This is a genomic window from Varibaculum cambriense (assembly GCF_022133705.1).
Lineage (GTDB): Bacteria > Actinomycetota > Actinomycetes > Actinomycetales > Actinomycetaceae > Varibaculum > Varibaculum cambriense_A.
Map to the genome: position 1 here is coordinate 111,427 of NZ_JAKNHJ010000004.1, position 15,402 is coordinate 126,828.

General features: G+C 52.3%; 15 protein-coding genes. 4 read left to right on the top strand and 11 right to left on the bottom strand.

Annotated features, from left to right (window positions below; translation table 11 throughout):
- Nucleotides 1-11: 11 nt before the first annotated feature.
- The 6 genes from L0M99_RS02970 to L0M99_RS02995 all read right to left on the bottom strand — a co-directional run bounded on the left by L0M99_RS02970 (nt 12) and on the right by L0M99_RS02995 (nt 6,450).
- Nucleotides 12-332 carry a type II toxin-antitoxin system RelE/ParE family toxin gene (locus L0M99_RS02970; protein ID WP_238127693.1) on the bottom strand — a complete coding sequence of 107 codons (321 nt, stop codon included), beginning with the start codon at nt 330-332 and terminating at the stop codon, nt 12-14.
- Nucleotides 329-634, bottom strand: a complete 306-nt coding sequence (locus L0M99_RS02975) for a type II toxin-antitoxin system RelB/DinJ family antitoxin (RefSeq protein WP_238127694.1) — start codon at nt 632-634, stop codon at nt 329-331. Before L0M99_RS02975 ends, L0M99_RS02970 begins: the two co-directional genes overlap by 4 nt.
- A gap of 462 nt (nt 635-1,096) precedes the next feature.
- On the bottom strand, nt 1,097-1,771 hold the full coding sequence (locus L0M99_RS02980; RefSeq protein WP_238127695.1) for a DNA alkylation repair protein: 675 nt from the start codon (nt 1,769-1,771) through the stop codon (nt 1,097-1,099).
- A 311-nt stretch (nt 1,772-2,082) separates the two neighbouring features.
- On the bottom strand, nt 2,083-2,571 hold the full coding sequence (locus L0M99_RS02985) for a TIGR00730 family Rossman fold protein (RefSeq protein WP_238127696.1): 489 nt from the start codon (nt 2,569-2,571) through the stop codon (nt 2,083-2,085).
- 203 nt (nt 2,572-2,774) lie between these two features.
- Nucleotides 2,775-4,265: a class I SAM-dependent RNA methyltransferase gene (locus L0M99_RS02990; protein WP_238127697.1), complete on the bottom strand. Its 1,491-nt coding sequence runs from the start codon at nt 4,263-4,265 to the stop codon at nt 2,775-2,777.
- A gap of 16 nt (nt 4,266-4,281) precedes the next feature.
- The gene (locus L0M99_RS02995) at nt 4,282-6,450 is read right to left on the bottom strand and encodes an APC family permease (RefSeq protein ID WP_238127698.1); all 2,169 of its coding nucleotides are present in this window, start codon (nt 6,448-6,450) and stop codon (nt 4,282-4,284) included.
- 48 nt (nt 6,451-6,498) lie between these two features.
- Between L0M99_RS02995 and L0M99_RS03000 the strand changes: the two genes are divergently transcribed.
- The gene (locus L0M99_RS03000; protein ID WP_238127699.1) at nt 6,499-7,206 is read left to right on the top strand and encodes a potassium channel family protein; all 708 of its coding nucleotides are present in this window, start codon (nt 6,499-6,501) and stop codon (nt 7,204-7,206) included.
- 1 nt (nt 7,207) lies between these two features.
- The gene (locus tag L0M99_RS03005; RefSeq protein WP_238127700.1) at nt 7,208-7,909 is read left to right on the top strand and encodes a potassium channel family protein; all 702 of its coding nucleotides are present in this window, start codon (nt 7,208-7,210) and stop codon (nt 7,907-7,909) included.
- Here L0M99_RS03005 and L0M99_RS03010 read toward each other — a convergent pair.
- Genes L0M99_RS03010 through L0M99_RS03025 form a run of 4 tightly spaced genes read right to left on the bottom strand, consistent with a single transcriptional unit; the run spans nt 7,906 to nt 10,020 of the window.
- Nucleotides 7,906-8,652 carry a DUF3159 domain-containing protein gene (locus L0M99_RS03010; RefSeq protein WP_238127701.1) on the bottom strand — a complete coding sequence of 249 codons (747 nt, stop codon included), beginning with the start codon at nt 8,650-8,652 and terminating at the stop codon, nt 7,906-7,908. The two genes, L0M99_RS03005 and L0M99_RS03010, sit on opposite strands and share 4 nt — an antisense overlap.
- Nucleotides 8,642-8,977: a hypothetical protein gene (locus L0M99_RS03015; RefSeq protein WP_238127702.1), complete on the bottom strand. Its 336-nt coding sequence runs from the start codon at nt 8,975-8,977 to the stop codon at nt 8,642-8,644. Before L0M99_RS03015 ends, L0M99_RS03010 begins: the two co-directional genes overlap by 11 nt.
- Nucleotides 8,977-9,708 (bottom strand): DUF3710 domain-containing protein, encoded by a 732-nt coding sequence (locus L0M99_RS03020; RefSeq protein ID WP_238127703.1) that lies wholly within the window; start codon nt 9,706-9,708, stop codon nt 8,977-8,979. The genes L0M99_RS03015 and L0M99_RS03020 overlap by 1 nt, the downstream gene beginning before the upstream one ends.
- 9 nt (nt 9,709-9,717) lie before the next feature.
- Nucleotides 9,718-10,020: a DUF4193 domain-containing protein gene (locus L0M99_RS03025; RefSeq protein WP_024059129.1), complete on the bottom strand. Its 303-nt coding sequence runs from the start codon at nt 10,018-10,020 to the stop codon at nt 9,718-9,720.
- Nucleotides 10,021-10,188: 168 nt separating this feature from the next.
- Here L0M99_RS03025 and sepH point away from each other — a divergent pair, with 168 nt between their 5' ends.
- On the top strand, nt 10,189-11,490 hold the full coding sequence (gene sepH / locus L0M99_RS03030) for a septation protein SepH (RefSeq protein ID WP_238127704.1): 1,302 nt from the start codon (nt 10,189-10,191) through the stop codon (nt 11,488-11,490).
- 39 nt (nt 11,491-11,529) lie between these two features.
- On the opposite strand, the gene L0M99_RS03035 is transcribed toward sepH, so the two are convergent.
- Nucleotides 11,530-12,699 (bottom strand): alkaline phosphatase family protein, encoded by a 1,170-nt coding sequence (locus L0M99_RS03035; RefSeq protein WP_238127705.1) that lies wholly within the window; start codon nt 12,697-12,699, stop codon nt 11,530-11,532.
- A 277-nt stretch (nt 12,700-12,976) separates the two neighbouring features.
- Between L0M99_RS03035 and L0M99_RS03040 the strand changes: the two genes are divergently transcribed.
- Nucleotides 12,977-15,346 carry a DNA gyrase/topoisomerase IV subunit A gene (locus L0M99_RS03040; RefSeq protein WP_238127721.1) on the top strand — a complete coding sequence of 790 codons (2,370 nt, stop codon included), beginning with the start codon at nt 12,977-12,979 and terminating at the stop codon, nt 15,344-15,346.
- Nucleotides 15,347-15,402 lie beyond the last annotated feature (56 nt).

The following is a 15,402-nucleotide window of genomic DNA, read 5'->3' on the forward strand; positions in this document are numbered from 1 at the left end:
CGCAAAAAGGTTTAACCACCATTCATAAGTTTTTCAATATCCCGTTTCCCATAAAGAACACGGGAAATCACAACTTCCTGCTTTCCTTCGCGAATAAAATAAAAAATAAGAAAATTATCGCACGCCATGATCCTTAAACCTCGACTTCTCCAGGGCTCAAAGCCAACTAAACGATGCGCAAGAGGGAACTGATTAAGACCCAATATTGCTGTTTCTATCCTGTCTATTTGTCCTCTAGCATTTTTAGGTGACAATAAATTAAAGGTGATATATGCATAAATGCCACGTAAGTCCTCTTCTGCTTCATGTGATATGCAAACTGCATAGCTCATAAGCCAAATTCCCTGTGCAAAGATTCAAACACCTTATCCGCAGGCTTCACATCACCAGATAAAACCGACTTGTATCCCTTTTCTAACTCGCCATTCAACTCATCTTGAGTCATAGAACTTACATCACGCGGCTCTCTGTACCCCAATTTCACATCAAAAGGAAGCCCCTGTTGTAAAACCACCTGCTTATAAAACATGGTGATAGCACTAGAAGGAGGAAGACCCAAAGAATTCAATATATACTCTGCCTGCTGTTTTAGTTCAGGATCAATACGCGTATACAAGTTAGCTGTTTTTGCCATATAACCACCCCTTGTTTCTTGCGATGATTATATAACATTGCATTGGCATTGCAATTACGTTTGCAAACTACACTCATCGGTAAGATTAAAAGCCAAATCGCACTCAAAAATCGCAGGAAACGGCTTAATCCCTCTAACGATAGAACCTTGCTCCCTACCATACAAAGGTAACAATACTCCACCCCTCCTGCTAACCTCTCGACAGCAAAGCAACACACTCGAAATGGTGGGTATGGGGGAAGAGGTCGAAGGCCTGCAAGTCCGAAGGCGGGTTCTTGGAGTAGAGGCAGGTCGGCAGATCTTGAGGTGTTTCATTACGCACGTGAGATCAAAACAACCCGTTCAAATCACCAAAAAAATACCCCTACATCAGACAGTCTTACTGTATGCGCATCCCATGACGGCAGTTGATAAGAGAAATACCTGGTAAGCGCAGGATTCAAAATCTACTGAAACTGATTTTTACCGTTTGAGAGATTTTAAATAGTCTTTTTGTTTTGGTGTAATACGCTTACTTTCACGGGCTTTTTGTATCGCCTTATTATGAGTCCATTTATCTAAGCGGTTCTCTTCAATATATTTAATGCTCGCTTCCCATTGCTTTGCCAAAGCAGTTGCAAAGAACCAGGCAATGCCCATTTGGACGTAATACTCTTCGCTATTAACAGAAGCGGGTATTTCCAGATATGCAGGACTAAAATCATCATCAAGAAAGTAAGACATTAGCACCTTAATGCCAAAGCGACAGGTATACGATTTATCCGATGTTGACCATTCTTTGACTTTCCCCAAAAGTGCTGTTTTATGCTTGTTGAAAATCTTTGGGGACAAGACATCGCAAACAGCCCAATTATCTACGTAAGGCAGAAACTGATCGACCGCTTTAATGCAGGCACCATAATCCCTGATTTCGGAAAGAAGTAGTCCGTGGAGAATGTTTTCGTCATAGTATTTATGCGGTAAATCGCGCAGAAATTGCGAGGATTTCCCTTCCTTGGCAAGCATTTTGGCAAGCTTTCTAGCCTGGGGAACTCTGACTCCTATAAACATCTCTCGAGGGATGTTCGGGATCAATCTCGCCTGAAAATCCGCATACGAAATATCCTGCAAGGCGAATAATTCTTCTTTTATATTCACTTACCCCATTCTCCAAACTATTTTACGTTACTGTTCAGCTATAGATTTTTGGCATTAAATATACACTCACCACATGGAATGACTGCAGCAAAAAAGTCGATTTTAGTGTTGATTGTTCGAAACATATCCTTAAGCCTTTTAATGATACATCGGCGCGATCATTAATACGTGCACTGCCTTCGGAGCCGGAGGTTACAGAATCCGTTCAGACAGTTTAAACCCTCTCTATCCGGTATCTTCGTAATACAACTCTTTGAGCTTTGGAAATTTATTTACCTATTCCTTATTATTTCCTTACACACGCGAAGGTATTAAAATTCTAGAATCCTTTTTATCTCGGCAAGATTTTCGGCAAAATAGATTCCCTCTTGGCGCTCTTTGGAGGAAAGTCCTTTTTCAATCATATGATTCAGAAATGCTTTCAAATCGTCGTAGTAACCGTTGAGGTTATAAAGAATGCAGGGTGCATCCAGTTGTTTCAAAGACACCTTGGACATGACCTCCGCAATTTCTTCCAATGTTCCCGTGCCACCAGGGAAGGAGATAAAGGCGTCACCCAACGCAATCATTTTGTTTTTACGCTCTGTCATATCTTTCGTCACGATTAACTTGGTTAATCCATCATGCTGAAATTCGTTTTCGATAAAACAATTGGGTTCAATACCTATTACTTCACCTCCAGCATTCAAAGCACTGTCCGCAACGATACCCATCAGTCCGGATTTAGAGCCACCATAGATTAGCGAATTTCCGCTATTTCCAATCCACGAACCTAATTCCTCGACTTTTTTCTTAAGCATGGGTCATTCCCTTCATTTGCACCAAGATAAACGGTAATATTCATAAAAATTTTTGTCCTCAAATTCCGATTTGTTTCTTTTATGTGTTTTATAGCGCATTAGATGAAAATTGCGTATACATCAACCTCAAATACACAATCCAACATCTGTCCAAGTCTGGATAGTTTTTAGAAGCCCCTTATTCTCAAGCCTTTCTATTCCATTTAGCCCTTGGTCTTTACCATCAAGCAGACACTCTCCAGATGGTGGGTGTGGGGGAAAAGATCGTAGGCCTGCAAGGACGCGATCTGGTAGCCATGGGATACGGCGACTTTTAAGTCGCGGGCTAGAGCTGCCGGATCGCAAGCCACGTAGATAACCTTCTCCGGCTCTAGGCGCGTCAGCGCTGCCATCACTTTTTGTCCCGCGCCGCTACGCGGAGGATCCATCACTACCAGGGGCGACGCCTTCCTTTTGCCGCCATAGTCCGCAAGCGCCCGGGCATCCACCCTGCCGGCGCGAATCTGTAGGCGTCCAGGCACTCCCGACAGGTTCTTGCGCGCCATTTTCACTGCCGGCTTTGACCCCTCCAAAGTTGTGAGGCGTCCTCCCCTGTCCAGAATGCTAGCTAGCGGACGCGAAAACAGCCCGGCACCCGAATACAGTTCCAGGACTTCTTTCCACCGTCGGTTCCCGGGTGTCAGCGGGCGGTCGCTACTAGCGTCTGCCTCGCTATGCTCGCTAGCCTCGGCACTCCCGCCTGCCGCGTCACTGCCAGCGTGTCCTTGCCCCACACCTGGAACAGAAAGTGTCCCGCTATCTAGCTCGTAGTCGCTGGTAGCCGCCGCCATTACTTGCTGGCCTAAAATCCGTGCCGCCTGGCGGTGCGCCTGCCAGAAACCGCTCGGTGCCACCAGGTAGTCCCCGAAACCGGGAACCGATAAACGCACATTCTTTTCTGCAACCGGCTGAGCTGATTCGTCAAAGAGGGCGTGCCCATTCCACACTCTCAGCCCGTTAGCACTCGCCCAAGCCCGGATGCGCCCTCCGGGCGTAAAAACCTGGCTCCAACTGGCGGGGTCGCTAAACAAAGATGATTCGCTGATCACCGAATCTGCCAAGGGAAAACTGTCGATCTCTATCAGTTCTTCCCCGCGGAACTTAGTCATCGCCAAGCGCCCGGCAGCACTAACCTCAAAATCTGCGCGCAGACGATACCTCAAACCGTCCTCGCCGCTCAGATCGTCCTCACCGCTAGGGTTATCCGCTCCCGCACCGCCCGCGGCTCCCGATGCCGAATATGCGTCCTGAGTACCCGCGCCCACGCAGCCACTACTTACGCCTAGGCAGCTCAACTCTCCCCCGCTTACCGCTAATGCTTGCGCGTAAACTTCCTCTCCTCCTAGGCGTCGCAGGCAATCCGCCAACACCTCAGCTTTCCAGATGCGTTGGAACGGCACTTTCACGTGGCAAAGATCAGCCCCGCCACTTCCTCCCGGCCCGCCCAGAGCCCACACCGGCGTTTGCCGTTGCTCCGAAGCCTCAAGTACTTCGTTCACCTCGGCAAAAATAACTTTGCCTTTTTTAGCGACCGGGACAGCTTTTACCTGCTCTCCGGGCAGTCCGAAACGCACCATATAGGTCTGACCGTCCCGGTGCGCCAGGCAGTAACCGCCATGAACCGGACGCAATAGTTGCAAGGAAACTTCGCTCATAAGCTAATGCTCAATCTTAAAAATCAGCAGAAAAATCGGGCTGGACATCCTCAGGGGCAGAAGATTTACGACCCGAGGACGACTGTTCTATCCCCCAGCCACCGTGGACACCATTAATCCAGGGAAGATGGTCATTCTCGCCCACAAATGCTCCCCGGGTAATATCTTGAGCTCTCCTTCCAAATACTGGGGAAGACTGGCGGTACTCTTCCGGAGGAAGCAACGCGGCTCCCCCTCCTTGCTGATCCGCCTGCTTGCGGGTTCGGGAGAAGTTCCACGGCACCATCACCACTAATACCCCCGGCATAGCCCGCAGCTGGTGGCGGAGGCGCTCTACAGATCGGTTATGTAAATACTTTTGCCAAGGATATTTCACCTGGTAGCTGGGAATATAGATAACTATCAGGTCACGGGGGCAGCGGTGACGCAAAGAGCGCACATGTTGCAGCAGCGGCCCGGTAATATCCCGGAAGGGTGAAGCCAGCACCGTCAGTGGAACTTCCACCCCGCTTTGCCTCCAACTGTCTTTAAGACGGGCAAAATCATCAGCTTCAATCTCTACGTGAACAAGAGACAGCGAGGACGGGTGACAGGCACGAGCATAGGAGATGGCTCGCATAGTGGGTTTGTCGAGACTAGAAACCAGCACCAGGCTTTGTACCCGGGAAGGCAAGGAGCGCGCAGTAGCGAAATCAACCACTTCAGTTTCCCCGCTTAAGCGCTGATAGTAGTTCCCAATCTTCCACAAGAGAACAAAAACGATTGCCATCATGACTAAAGCCACCCAGGCACCGCGGGTAATCCGAGAAGCAGTCACTACCACCAGCACCATGGCGGTACAAAAGAAACCGAGCGCGTTTACCAGCCAACGGCGGCGCAATATCTTCCGGTTCTTTTCAAAAGTCCGTAAACGCAGTTTCGAGTTCCAGTATCTGAGCATCCCGAGTTGTGAAACAGTCAAAGAAATAAAAACCCCAATAATGTACATCTGGATTAGCTTGGGGGCTTGACCGCCGGTAACCACGATCAGAATTGCGGCTACCAAAGCCGGAACACAAATAACTGGGGAGAGGGAACTTCGATCTGCTCGCCGAAAAATTTGGGGCGGCAAAAACCCGTCCCGGGATAACACTTGAGTAAGTTGCGAAAACCAGTTAAAGGCGCTGTGAGCAGCAAAGATCAAGATGACAGCGGTAAATATAATCACCAGCGAAGCCACTATTGGATAGCCAGAAAAAACAGTATTCGCCAGTTGCGCAATCACCGGAGGTACTTCTCTAGCCTCAAGCGGGCCATCCGCGCTGAGCAGTTGGGAGTCAAAAGCCGGAACTTTTACTCCCGTCACTTTCGCCAGGTGCAGCATAGAAAACATCATTGCCGCGCTTATCACAGCAAAAACCGCCAGGGTTATCCGCGCGTTTTTAGGGCGCGGCTTCCTAAAAGCCGGCACCCCATTGCTGATTCCCTCAATTCCGGTCAAGGCTACACAGCCGCCCGAAAACGCCCTTAAAAACAGGATCAATCCCCCCAGACCGGTAAGCCCCGCTTGGTAGGGAGCAGCCGGTAAGATTTCCATCTGCGCTGTCGGTGCCAGCCCTAAGGTACCCAGGGCTTCCTTTACGAACCCAAAGATGGCTAGCAGCGCAATAGCTGCCATAAATAGATAGGCGGGGATGGCAAATAGCTTTCCGGACTCGCGCATCCCCGAAAGATTCAATCCCGTCAAGATGACTATTATTCCCAGTGCCACCCAAACCGGGTGGACGCTAAGGGAGGGAAATAAAGACGAAAGATAACGCCCAGCCACCGTGGTAGAAACCGCAATCGTCAAAGAATAATCAACGAGCAACGCACTTACCGTAATCAAAGCGGCCGGTTGTCCCAGGTTTTGCCGCGCCACCTCGTAGTCGCCCCCTCCGCGCGGGTAGGCCAAAACTACTTGACGGTAGGAAATAATCACCACCGCCATAACTGCGAAAACCGCTACCCCCACCCAGAGGGAAATACCAGAGGCTACGATTCCTCCTACTCCTAGCGTCAACAGAATCTGATCCGGGGCGTAGGAAACCGAAGACAGCGCATTCGAAGCAAAAACTGGGAGGGCGTAGCGTTTCGATAGCCCTTCCCGCATCAGCTGTGGCTTACGCAGGGCTGGGGTTTGCCAGCGTTCTTTGTCGTCTTTCACACCCCCGATCATCCCACTATTAAGTCAAAACTAATAGTTTCTGCTGGTTTGAAAGCTGAAAATAGCCCAGAAAAGGTTTACGCTACTTCCATGCACTTCGTAGTTTTAGGCTCGGGACGAGTAGGTGCCAGAGTCGCACAGACCTTGGACGAACAGGGACATTCGGTTGCTATCATCGATTCCAACCCCGACGCTTTCCGTAAGCTTCCCACTGATTTTTCCGGGCAAAAAGTATCCGGTATTGGCTTCGACCGGGAAGTACTAGAGCGTGCCAATATTGAGGAAGCTTATGCTTTCGCTGCCATCTCTAACGGAGATAACACCAATATTTTGGCAGCCCGTATCGCACGCGAAACTTTTGGGATTGATCGGGTAGTTGCCCGGATTTACGATATTCGCCGCGCAGAAATCTACCGCAAGCTGGGCATTAACACGACCTCTCCGGTATCGTGGACCGCTTCGGAAATGCTGCGACTAATGTTGCCGGACGATACCCAGCTGGCGTATTCTGATTCGGTTTATCAGGTGAAGATGCTCCGCATTTTCCCTTGTGAAGACTGGGTGGGGGTGTCTTTACAGCAGACCCAAAAACTTCTGGATATCAAAGTTGCCTATATTGGCCGCGATGGTGACCCCTATTTCAACCTTTCTTCCCTGGTAATTCAAGAGGGCGACGAACTGATATGTACCGTCCCTTCGGAGCGGGCAGCCCAGATAGAGCGGGCTTTCAAACGACCACCAGTGCAGGAGGATTAATATGCGAATAGTGATTGCCGGAGCCGGCTCGGTAGGACGCTCTATTGCCCGAGAACTGGTAGCTAATGGTTATGAAGTTACCTTGATCGATAATCATCCATCCCGCATGGAAGTAGCATCGATTCCGCAGGCAGACTGGGTATTAGGGGACGCCTGCTCCCTAGATACGCTTTCTAAAGCCGAGATCAGCGAGGCCGACGTAGTAGTTTGTGCTACCGGGAACGACAAAGTGAATCTGGTGGTTTGCCTATTGGCAAAAACCGAGTTCGGGGTACCTAAGACAGTAGCGCGGGTCAATAATCCCAAAAACGAGTGGCTCTTCGATGATGCTTGGGGAGTAGACGTGGCCGTTTCTACCCCGCGCGTGATGACTTCCTTAGTAGAAGAAGTAGTGTCTGTGGGCATTCCGGTACATCTGTTCCGCTTCCACACTTCTGACACCAACATGTATTCGCTAACCGTTCCCGAAGATTCTGACTTAACCGGGCAGCCCCTGTCCGCCCTCGACCTGCCTCCTTCGGTGGTGTTAGCAGCAGTTTTACGTGATTCGCGTCCGCTTGCTCCCCGCCCTGATACTTTGCTGCAAGGACTCGATGAACTCTTGATGCTATTTAGTTCCAAAGCCGAAGAGGATTTAGAGCAAATAACTGCCCTGTTTGCACCCCCGCCTGAAGAGGTAGCTGATCCGGCGCAAGAAGACTAGCGGTCATTGCCACGTAGGCGGGAGGTTTCTGCTCGCAGTAGAGCCCAGTTAAAATAACCTACCAGGGCAAATGCGGGCAACCCTAAGATGAGTCGCGCTGCCCCCAGGGGAACCAACTGATTTGCGTAGTACAGGGGTAGTTCCACCGCTAATCGCAAGGTGAAAAGCCCTATCCAGAGCCAAGTGCAAAGTCGGGAAAGCTCATAAAACTTGCGGAATGGCGGACGGAGCCAGCTATCCAATTTGCCGACAGTCCCAGCTACCAGCCAGCCGATGGCAGGTCGGCGAGCCAGGATAGTGGCCAGCAGGATCACGGAGTAAACCCCGTTTATCCAAAAACCAAAGGCAAAAAAATTCTCCACCTGACCGCTACGCCAGGCCCAAAATACACTGATTAGCGTGCCGGCAAGGCCGGCTAGCACCTGGCGCAAACTTTGGTGGCGAAAGATACGGATCGCTCCGAAGATAACGGTCACTGTCAGCGCCAAGATAACCGGCAGGCGCAGAGAATTAGTAAAAGGATAGATCGCCACTACCAAAATGGTGGGTAAGGTAGCTTCCAAAGCCCCCAAAGGCCCGCCGATGGCTTCCCGCATCGAAAACTGCTGCGATCCTAACTGGGATCCCAAACCACCTAACTGTCCTGAAAGTGAGGATTGTCCCCGCGGGTCAGCATCCGGTGACAAATGGGGTGATTCTGGCTGGTCTCCACGGGCATTATTGGACTCTAAACTACTGTTCATTAGCGCGAACCGGCTCAATCTGAAAAGTAGGGTTGATAACACAAAGTCCGCTGGAGCGAGCAATAACCATCCCTTGCACCGCTAAACGAATCCCAGCTTTAATCCCGGGAACACTTTTCCGCCCTAGCCACACCACATCTATTGACCCGGTACCGTCAAAAAGGGTTGCGGTAAAGGAACCAGCTCCGGTGGGAGCAGGAAAAGTAACCGAACGCAATACCCCAAACAGTGAGGCTTTTTGTCGCTCAGCGACCTCACAAACTTGGGCGGCTACCCGAGGTTGCGAACCTTCCGGAACTGCAGGTTTCGTTTCTTCGGAAACCACTACTCGCCCCCGCCCAACTGCTCAAGTAGTTCTTCAGGTAGTTCGATCGGTAATGCTTCTCCCGGTACGTGGGCTTCTTTCCCGCGAACTACCTCCATGCCGCCTAGGACTTCCAATAGGCCTTCACGAGCGGATTCTTCCTCGGCAGCTTGTCCCCTGACGATGACTCGTAGCAGCCAGCGATCGCCTTCAATCCCCCACAAGAGCAGGGGCATTGCTCCCTCAACCGCTGATTTACCTTCCGGGATGGGGCGCGCCAGCACCGCTTCCCCGAAAGGACCGGGGAGCGGAAAAACCTGGTATTCCTCCGCTTTGAGCTGGTCAGCTAACTCTTGGCGAACCTCATCCCACAGCCCCCCGGAACGTTGCATCGCGAAGGCGGCAAGCTGCATCTGAGCGGTTCCCGACACTATCTCTAGAGCCAAGATATTGCCATTTGCATCTTGAACGGGAAGAACTTGTAATCCCGCGATCATGGGGATCCGTAAGACCCCCATATCTAGAAACTCGCTGCCCTCCGGCGACTCGCCCTCATTGTAAGGGCCTTGCCGCTTAGAGGTTTGCGCGTTAGGTGAAACTTCCTCATCAATTGGCGCCAAGGCCGATTGCCCTGCAGAAGACTCTGCTGTGTTAGCGGACTCCTCCGGCTTTTCGGAGGCCGGGATGTCTGCCGCTAGTGGCGAAGATTCGTCTTGATCGAAACGTTTACGTCGAGAAGAAAAAAATCTCATAACGCCAGTTTATTCAGCGCAGTCAAGGCAAACCGGTTGGCCGTCAACTGCCCCCGCCAGGCGGGAACGGTGCTGAACTAGGAAGCATACCGAGCACGTAAACTCGTCATCTTGCGCCGGAATTACCTGCACAGAGAGTTCTTCGCCAGATAGATCAGCGCCAGGCAGCTCAAAATCTTCTGCAGCTGCGTTTTCATCCTCATCGACTTCAGAGGAACCGCTGGCCTCTGCGCGGCGAGCCTTCAGTTCTTCTAAGGAGTCCTGCTCGACTTCCTCTTCATTTTTACGGGGGGCGTCATAATCTGTTGCCACGGTTCGTCCCTTCTAAAGATGGTGCTTAGGTCTACAGTTAAGTAAACAATAGACGCGGGGATATTAACACTTCAAGCCCTAAAATGCTAGATACGACAGACACACCGCGCCGAATAGGCAAAAAACGCCCCTGAACGTGGCAATCTCGAAGCAAGGGAACGGAGGAATATGAAAGACCTAGAGCTGTTGGGATTGCACCCAGATGGTAATCAGCTGATTCTCAACGATGAGGAAGGCACCCGCTACGCCTTGGCCATCACCCAGGAGCTACGCGACACGCTGCGCCCGGAGCGTCCCAACTTGGAGGCGGTGCCCCAAAGCCCGAAGAAAACAGTTCCTCCGCGTAAAATCCAATCCCTGGTTCGCGCCGGCAGTACCGCTAACGAGATCGCAGACAAGTTTGAGCTTCCCCTGGCGAAAGTACAACGTTACGCTACCCCGATTTTGGCCGAGCGTCGCCACATTGCGAATCAGGCGCAATCTTGTCAGATAGGAGGGGAATCAGATTCTCCGCGGTTAGGAGAGCTAGTCGTAGATCGTCTCGCAGCGCGCGGGGTGGCGGCAGCTTCGCTGCGTTGGGATGCGGTTCGCGGCGGAAAAGGTCCTTGGGAAATCATTTTGACTTTTACCCAAGATGCCCGTGATTTGACTGCCCGTTGGCATATGGAACCTGGTTCTTCCACAGTGAGCGCCCTTGACCAAGAAGCAACCTGGTTAACCGAGGCTCCCCAACCGGCTTCAAAAGTATCGAGTTTTGAAGAGTTTTTCCCCGTAACTTCCCCGGAGACTACAACCCCACAAAAACCGGATACCGGTACTGAGGCACTCTTAGAAGCACTGGCAGCCGCGCGCGGAAAACGCGATATTTCCCCGGATCTACAACTCCCCGAAGAAACCGAGCTAGAGGAGATTTCCGATTTAGAGGGCGAACCTGGTGATACTCAGGCCAGCACCCCGGCGGAGATAGTTTCCCTTTCCGGCAAGCGTCAGGGATCACCTACTGCGGAAGAAAACCCCGCTGTGTCCGCTTCCGCGCAGTCGCAAAGCGATTTCAGCCCCGTAGAAGACGAACAACTGAGGGAAAAATCAACGATCCCCCAGGCGGAGCCCGCCGCGCAACTTCCGCAAGAAAAACGCCCCTTAGATCAGGTGTGGGATAGTAGCGAACCTACTTTTGTAGGCAATCTTTCCGAAGCGGAGGCTCTTAACCTGGATTTAACCAGACGCGCCCCCGCAAGCTCGGCAAGGAACGAAGCTGGGGAGCCTTCTCGCCCCGCCCCTCCTCCCCCCAGCGCTGACCCCGGACAGGAAGCTCTCGTCCTGCCGGGAATGGAAAACGTTGAAGAAAACGATAAAACCATCCTGGCTTCCGGGGAAAAAACCCCAAAAACCAAAGGTAAACATCGACGTTCCCACCGTAAATCTATCCCCAGCTGGGACGATATTGTCTTTGGTACTAAGCCGCGGTAAGTACTCGAATACGTCCTACTAGGCTGCAGGTCTTACTGTTTAAACCAGAATTAGGGGGATTTCCATTTCCGCCGGGGTAAGCGAGCCATGGACTCCTACCATTTGCAAAACTCCCCGGCTATGAAAACGAGAATCTACAAACTGATAGTTTTCCTTCGCAAAAATGGTGAAGTCCCCGATACGATCCGGTTCGCTAATATCGCCGTAAATCTGGCGGTAGTCAGCTACTATCTGACCGCGTCCGGCAAGTAGTTTTTGCCACTGTACCAGCACCAACGCATCAGGAGCCTTCCGGGTGCGATTACCGGCAGGGTCCTGACCTAGATATTTTTCTTTAAGGTGAACGTGGAGGGCGCGCGGCTCCCCGGAGATCGCTGCCACCTGGGAGGCTAGCTCTGACTCGGCTAAATCAACCGTGGAAGCGTCAGTAACATTAACCATGCCGTGATCTGCGGTTATCGCCAACAGTACGTCAGGGGGTAACTGCGCACGCAGTTCCGACAATGCCCGGTCAATTGCCTCCAATTCTTGTAACCAGCGGGGATGAGACCACCCCAGATTATGCCCCCAATGATCAAGTTGTGACCAGTAAAGATATACATAATCCGTCCCCTGTTTAAAAGCTGCAGCAGCCTGGGCGCAACGCTCAGAAAGCTTCGTGGACACCTTTAAGTTCGCGTCGCGCAAAGTGATGTCACTAAGCTTAGAACCCACAAAGTCAGGCGGGACGAGCGCCAGGGACTCTAGACCGCTATTTCGGGCATAAGTAAAATGAGTCGGCTGGTCACACCAGGATTGAGCCGGTCGCCCGTAGCCTTCAAAAGTAATTAAATTCAACACCCGTCTAGCAACCGGATCCCAACACTGATACCCCAGCATCCCGGTTTGGGCAGGCGAAAGACCGGTATGGAGGCTGGTGAGAGCAGCTACCGTAGTGGACGGGACGCAGGTTCGCAACGCTTGCCCCAGGGTGTCTGAGGCCTGCGTGAGATACGGGCGCATAAAGGGTAGATGTCCGCGCCGCGACAAGAGCAGCTGCTGTCCCATGCCATCAATGACTACGAGGCATAACCGGCGTTTATTTTCCCCGATTAGTGGCCGCAACTCCGCCGAAAACTTGGTTTCTTCCCGCCAGTTAAGCGCCCCGAACAGCGTGGGTAAAATATCCCATATTCGCATTCCAGTAGTGGTTTTCTCACGGTGACCCATACCTCTTATCTTCTCATATCCGCGAGCCGAATCTGACTAGTGCCTCGTTTTTTGCTTTGATATTAGGGTGAGCGAAAAGTCGAATGAACCCCGTCAGCCTGATCTGTTTTCTGCAGCCATGCCTGCAGCGGATGCCCTCGACCAGCCAGACCTGAAAGAAAAACGGGCAAGCTCGCCCTCGAAAACTGTAACTGCCCGTCCGCCACGGAAAAAAGCGGCGCCTTCCTCCCCCGAACCGGTAGCGGAAAAAATTACTCATATTGATGTTTCCGAGGAGATGCGCACCTCCTTCTTGGAGTACGCCTATTCGGTGATTTATGCACGCGCCCTGCCCGATGCTCGGGACGGTTTGAAGCCGGTGCAGCGGCGCATCGTTTATATGATGAGCGAAATGGGGCTGTGGCCTAATAAGGGGCACGTAAAAAGCTCGCGCGTAGTGGGCGAAGTTATGGGTAAGCTCCACCCTCACGGTGACAGCGCTATCTATGACGCGATTGTGCGCCTAGCACAAGACTTTAACCTGCGGATGCCCCTGGTGGATGGGCATGGGAACTTCGGTTCACTAGATGACGGTCCGGCGGCGGCGCGCTATACGGAAGTTCGAATGGCACCTACCGCGCAAGATATGGTGTCTAATCTCGATGAGGATGTCGTAGATTTTGTTCCCAACTACGATAACCAGTTCCTGCAACCAGCAGTATTGCCCGCAGCATTCCCGAATCTGTTAGTTAATGGGGCTAACGGGATTGCCGTGGGTATGGCCACCTATATCGCCCCCCACAACCTGGGGGAAACCGTGGCCGGCGCGATTCATCTGCTAGAGAACCCGCAGGCTAGCACCGAAGATTTAATGCGTTTTATTCCCGGCCCCGATCTGCCAGGCGGGGGCATTATTGTGGGGCTGGATGGCATTCGCCAAGCCTATGAGACCGGAAGGGGCATTTTCCGTACTCGCGCCAAGACCTCGATTGAGCGGGTTAGCGCCCGGAAGATGGGGATTGTGGTCACCGAGCTGCCCTATATGGTCGGCCCGGAAAAAGTGATTGAAAAAATCAAGGATGGGGTGCAAAAAGGCCGGTTAAAGGGTATTTCCGCGGTTACTAACTTAACTGACCGCGAACATGATCTGCGCCTAGTTATCGAGGTGAAATCCGGGTTTAACCCGGAGGCAGTGCGCGCTTCCCTGTTCAAGCACACTCCCATGGAAGATTCTTTCGGGATTAACGCGGTGGCTCTGGTCGATGGCCAGCCCCGCACTCTGGGTCTAAAAGAAATGCTGCAGGTGTTCCTAGATCACCGCATGGAGATCGTGATGCGCCGCAGCCAGTATCGTCTGCGTAAACGGCAAGAACGGCTGCATTTGGTACGTGGCTTGCTGATCGCAGTCCTCGATATCGATGATGTTATTCAGATTATTCGCGCCTCCGAGGACTCCGCCCAGGCAAAAACGCGATTAATGGAGGCTTTTGACTTAGATGAAGTGCAGGCCGAACACATCCTGTCCCTGCAACTACGCAGGTTAACAAAGTTTTCTCGTCTGGAATTAGAGGCAGAGCGTGACCGCTTAACCGCAGAAATTGCCGAATTGGAAGCCCTGATTGCTTCGCGGGAAAAACGCCAAGAACTGGTGGCCAGCGAGCTGCGGGAAGTAGCCCAAAAACGTTCTGATCCCCGGCGGACAGTGCTGTTGGAAGAAGAGGGCGCTGCCCAGTTAACTGCCGATCAGGACACCCCCTTGGAGATCCCGGATGAGCCGGCAACCGTAGTTTTAGGGGCAGGCGGCCTGGTGGCACGCTTCCCCGGGCATGAAGCTTTATCTGCTGAGGCAGGGCGCGAACCTTGGGATACCATTATTTCCACTGCCCTTACCACGGCTCGTGGCCAGGTGGGAGCTATTACCTCCCACGGTACTTTATATAAACTTACTGCCTTGGAAGTGCCCGCTTTGGTACGGTCGGCAGCGGCGCCCTCCCTGCGCGGTACGCCTCCGATTTCACGGCTGCTGCCCCTAGAGGACGGCGAGGAAGTAGTGGGGCTGGTTCCTCTCGATGAGGACGGCCCTACCTGGTGGGCTGCCACTTCCAGTGGGGTGATTAAACGAATTCGTCCCCAGGTACTGGCTACTCAGGATTCTTATTCGATCATCACGCTGGAATCCGGTGATCAGGTAGTAGCCGCTGGCAGTGGCAGTGACGATGGCGCCTTTGTGCTGATATCTTCGGCAGCGCAACTGCTGCGTACCCCCGCGAATAAAGTACGTCCCCAGGGACGCACGGGCCAAGGTATTTCCGGGATGAAACTTTCCGAGGGCGATCAAGTAGTTGCCGCCGCTTTAGCCAGCGCTGAGGCTCTAGAGTCTTCCCTGGTGGTAACAGTCGCGGGGATTGCTACTTCCGGGTCGGGAAGCGGACAAACAAGCGCCAAAGTCACCCCCTTGCTGCAGTACCCCCAAAAGGGACGCGCCGGGCAGGGCGTGCGCTGTCAACGTTTCCTAAAGGGTGAAAGCCGCTTGGCATTAGCGGCGATTACCGCCACTCCCCCGCGCGCCCTCAGCAAAGATGGGTCCCCGCTGCCGCTGCCAGAAGTAACTGATAAGCGAGACGCTTCTGGTAGCGCCTTAAAACGCCAAATCTACTACCTGGGGTAGCGCTAAGGCGCTATTTTCAGCCACTTTGCGATCCTAAAAATAGCAAGCTAGCGGTT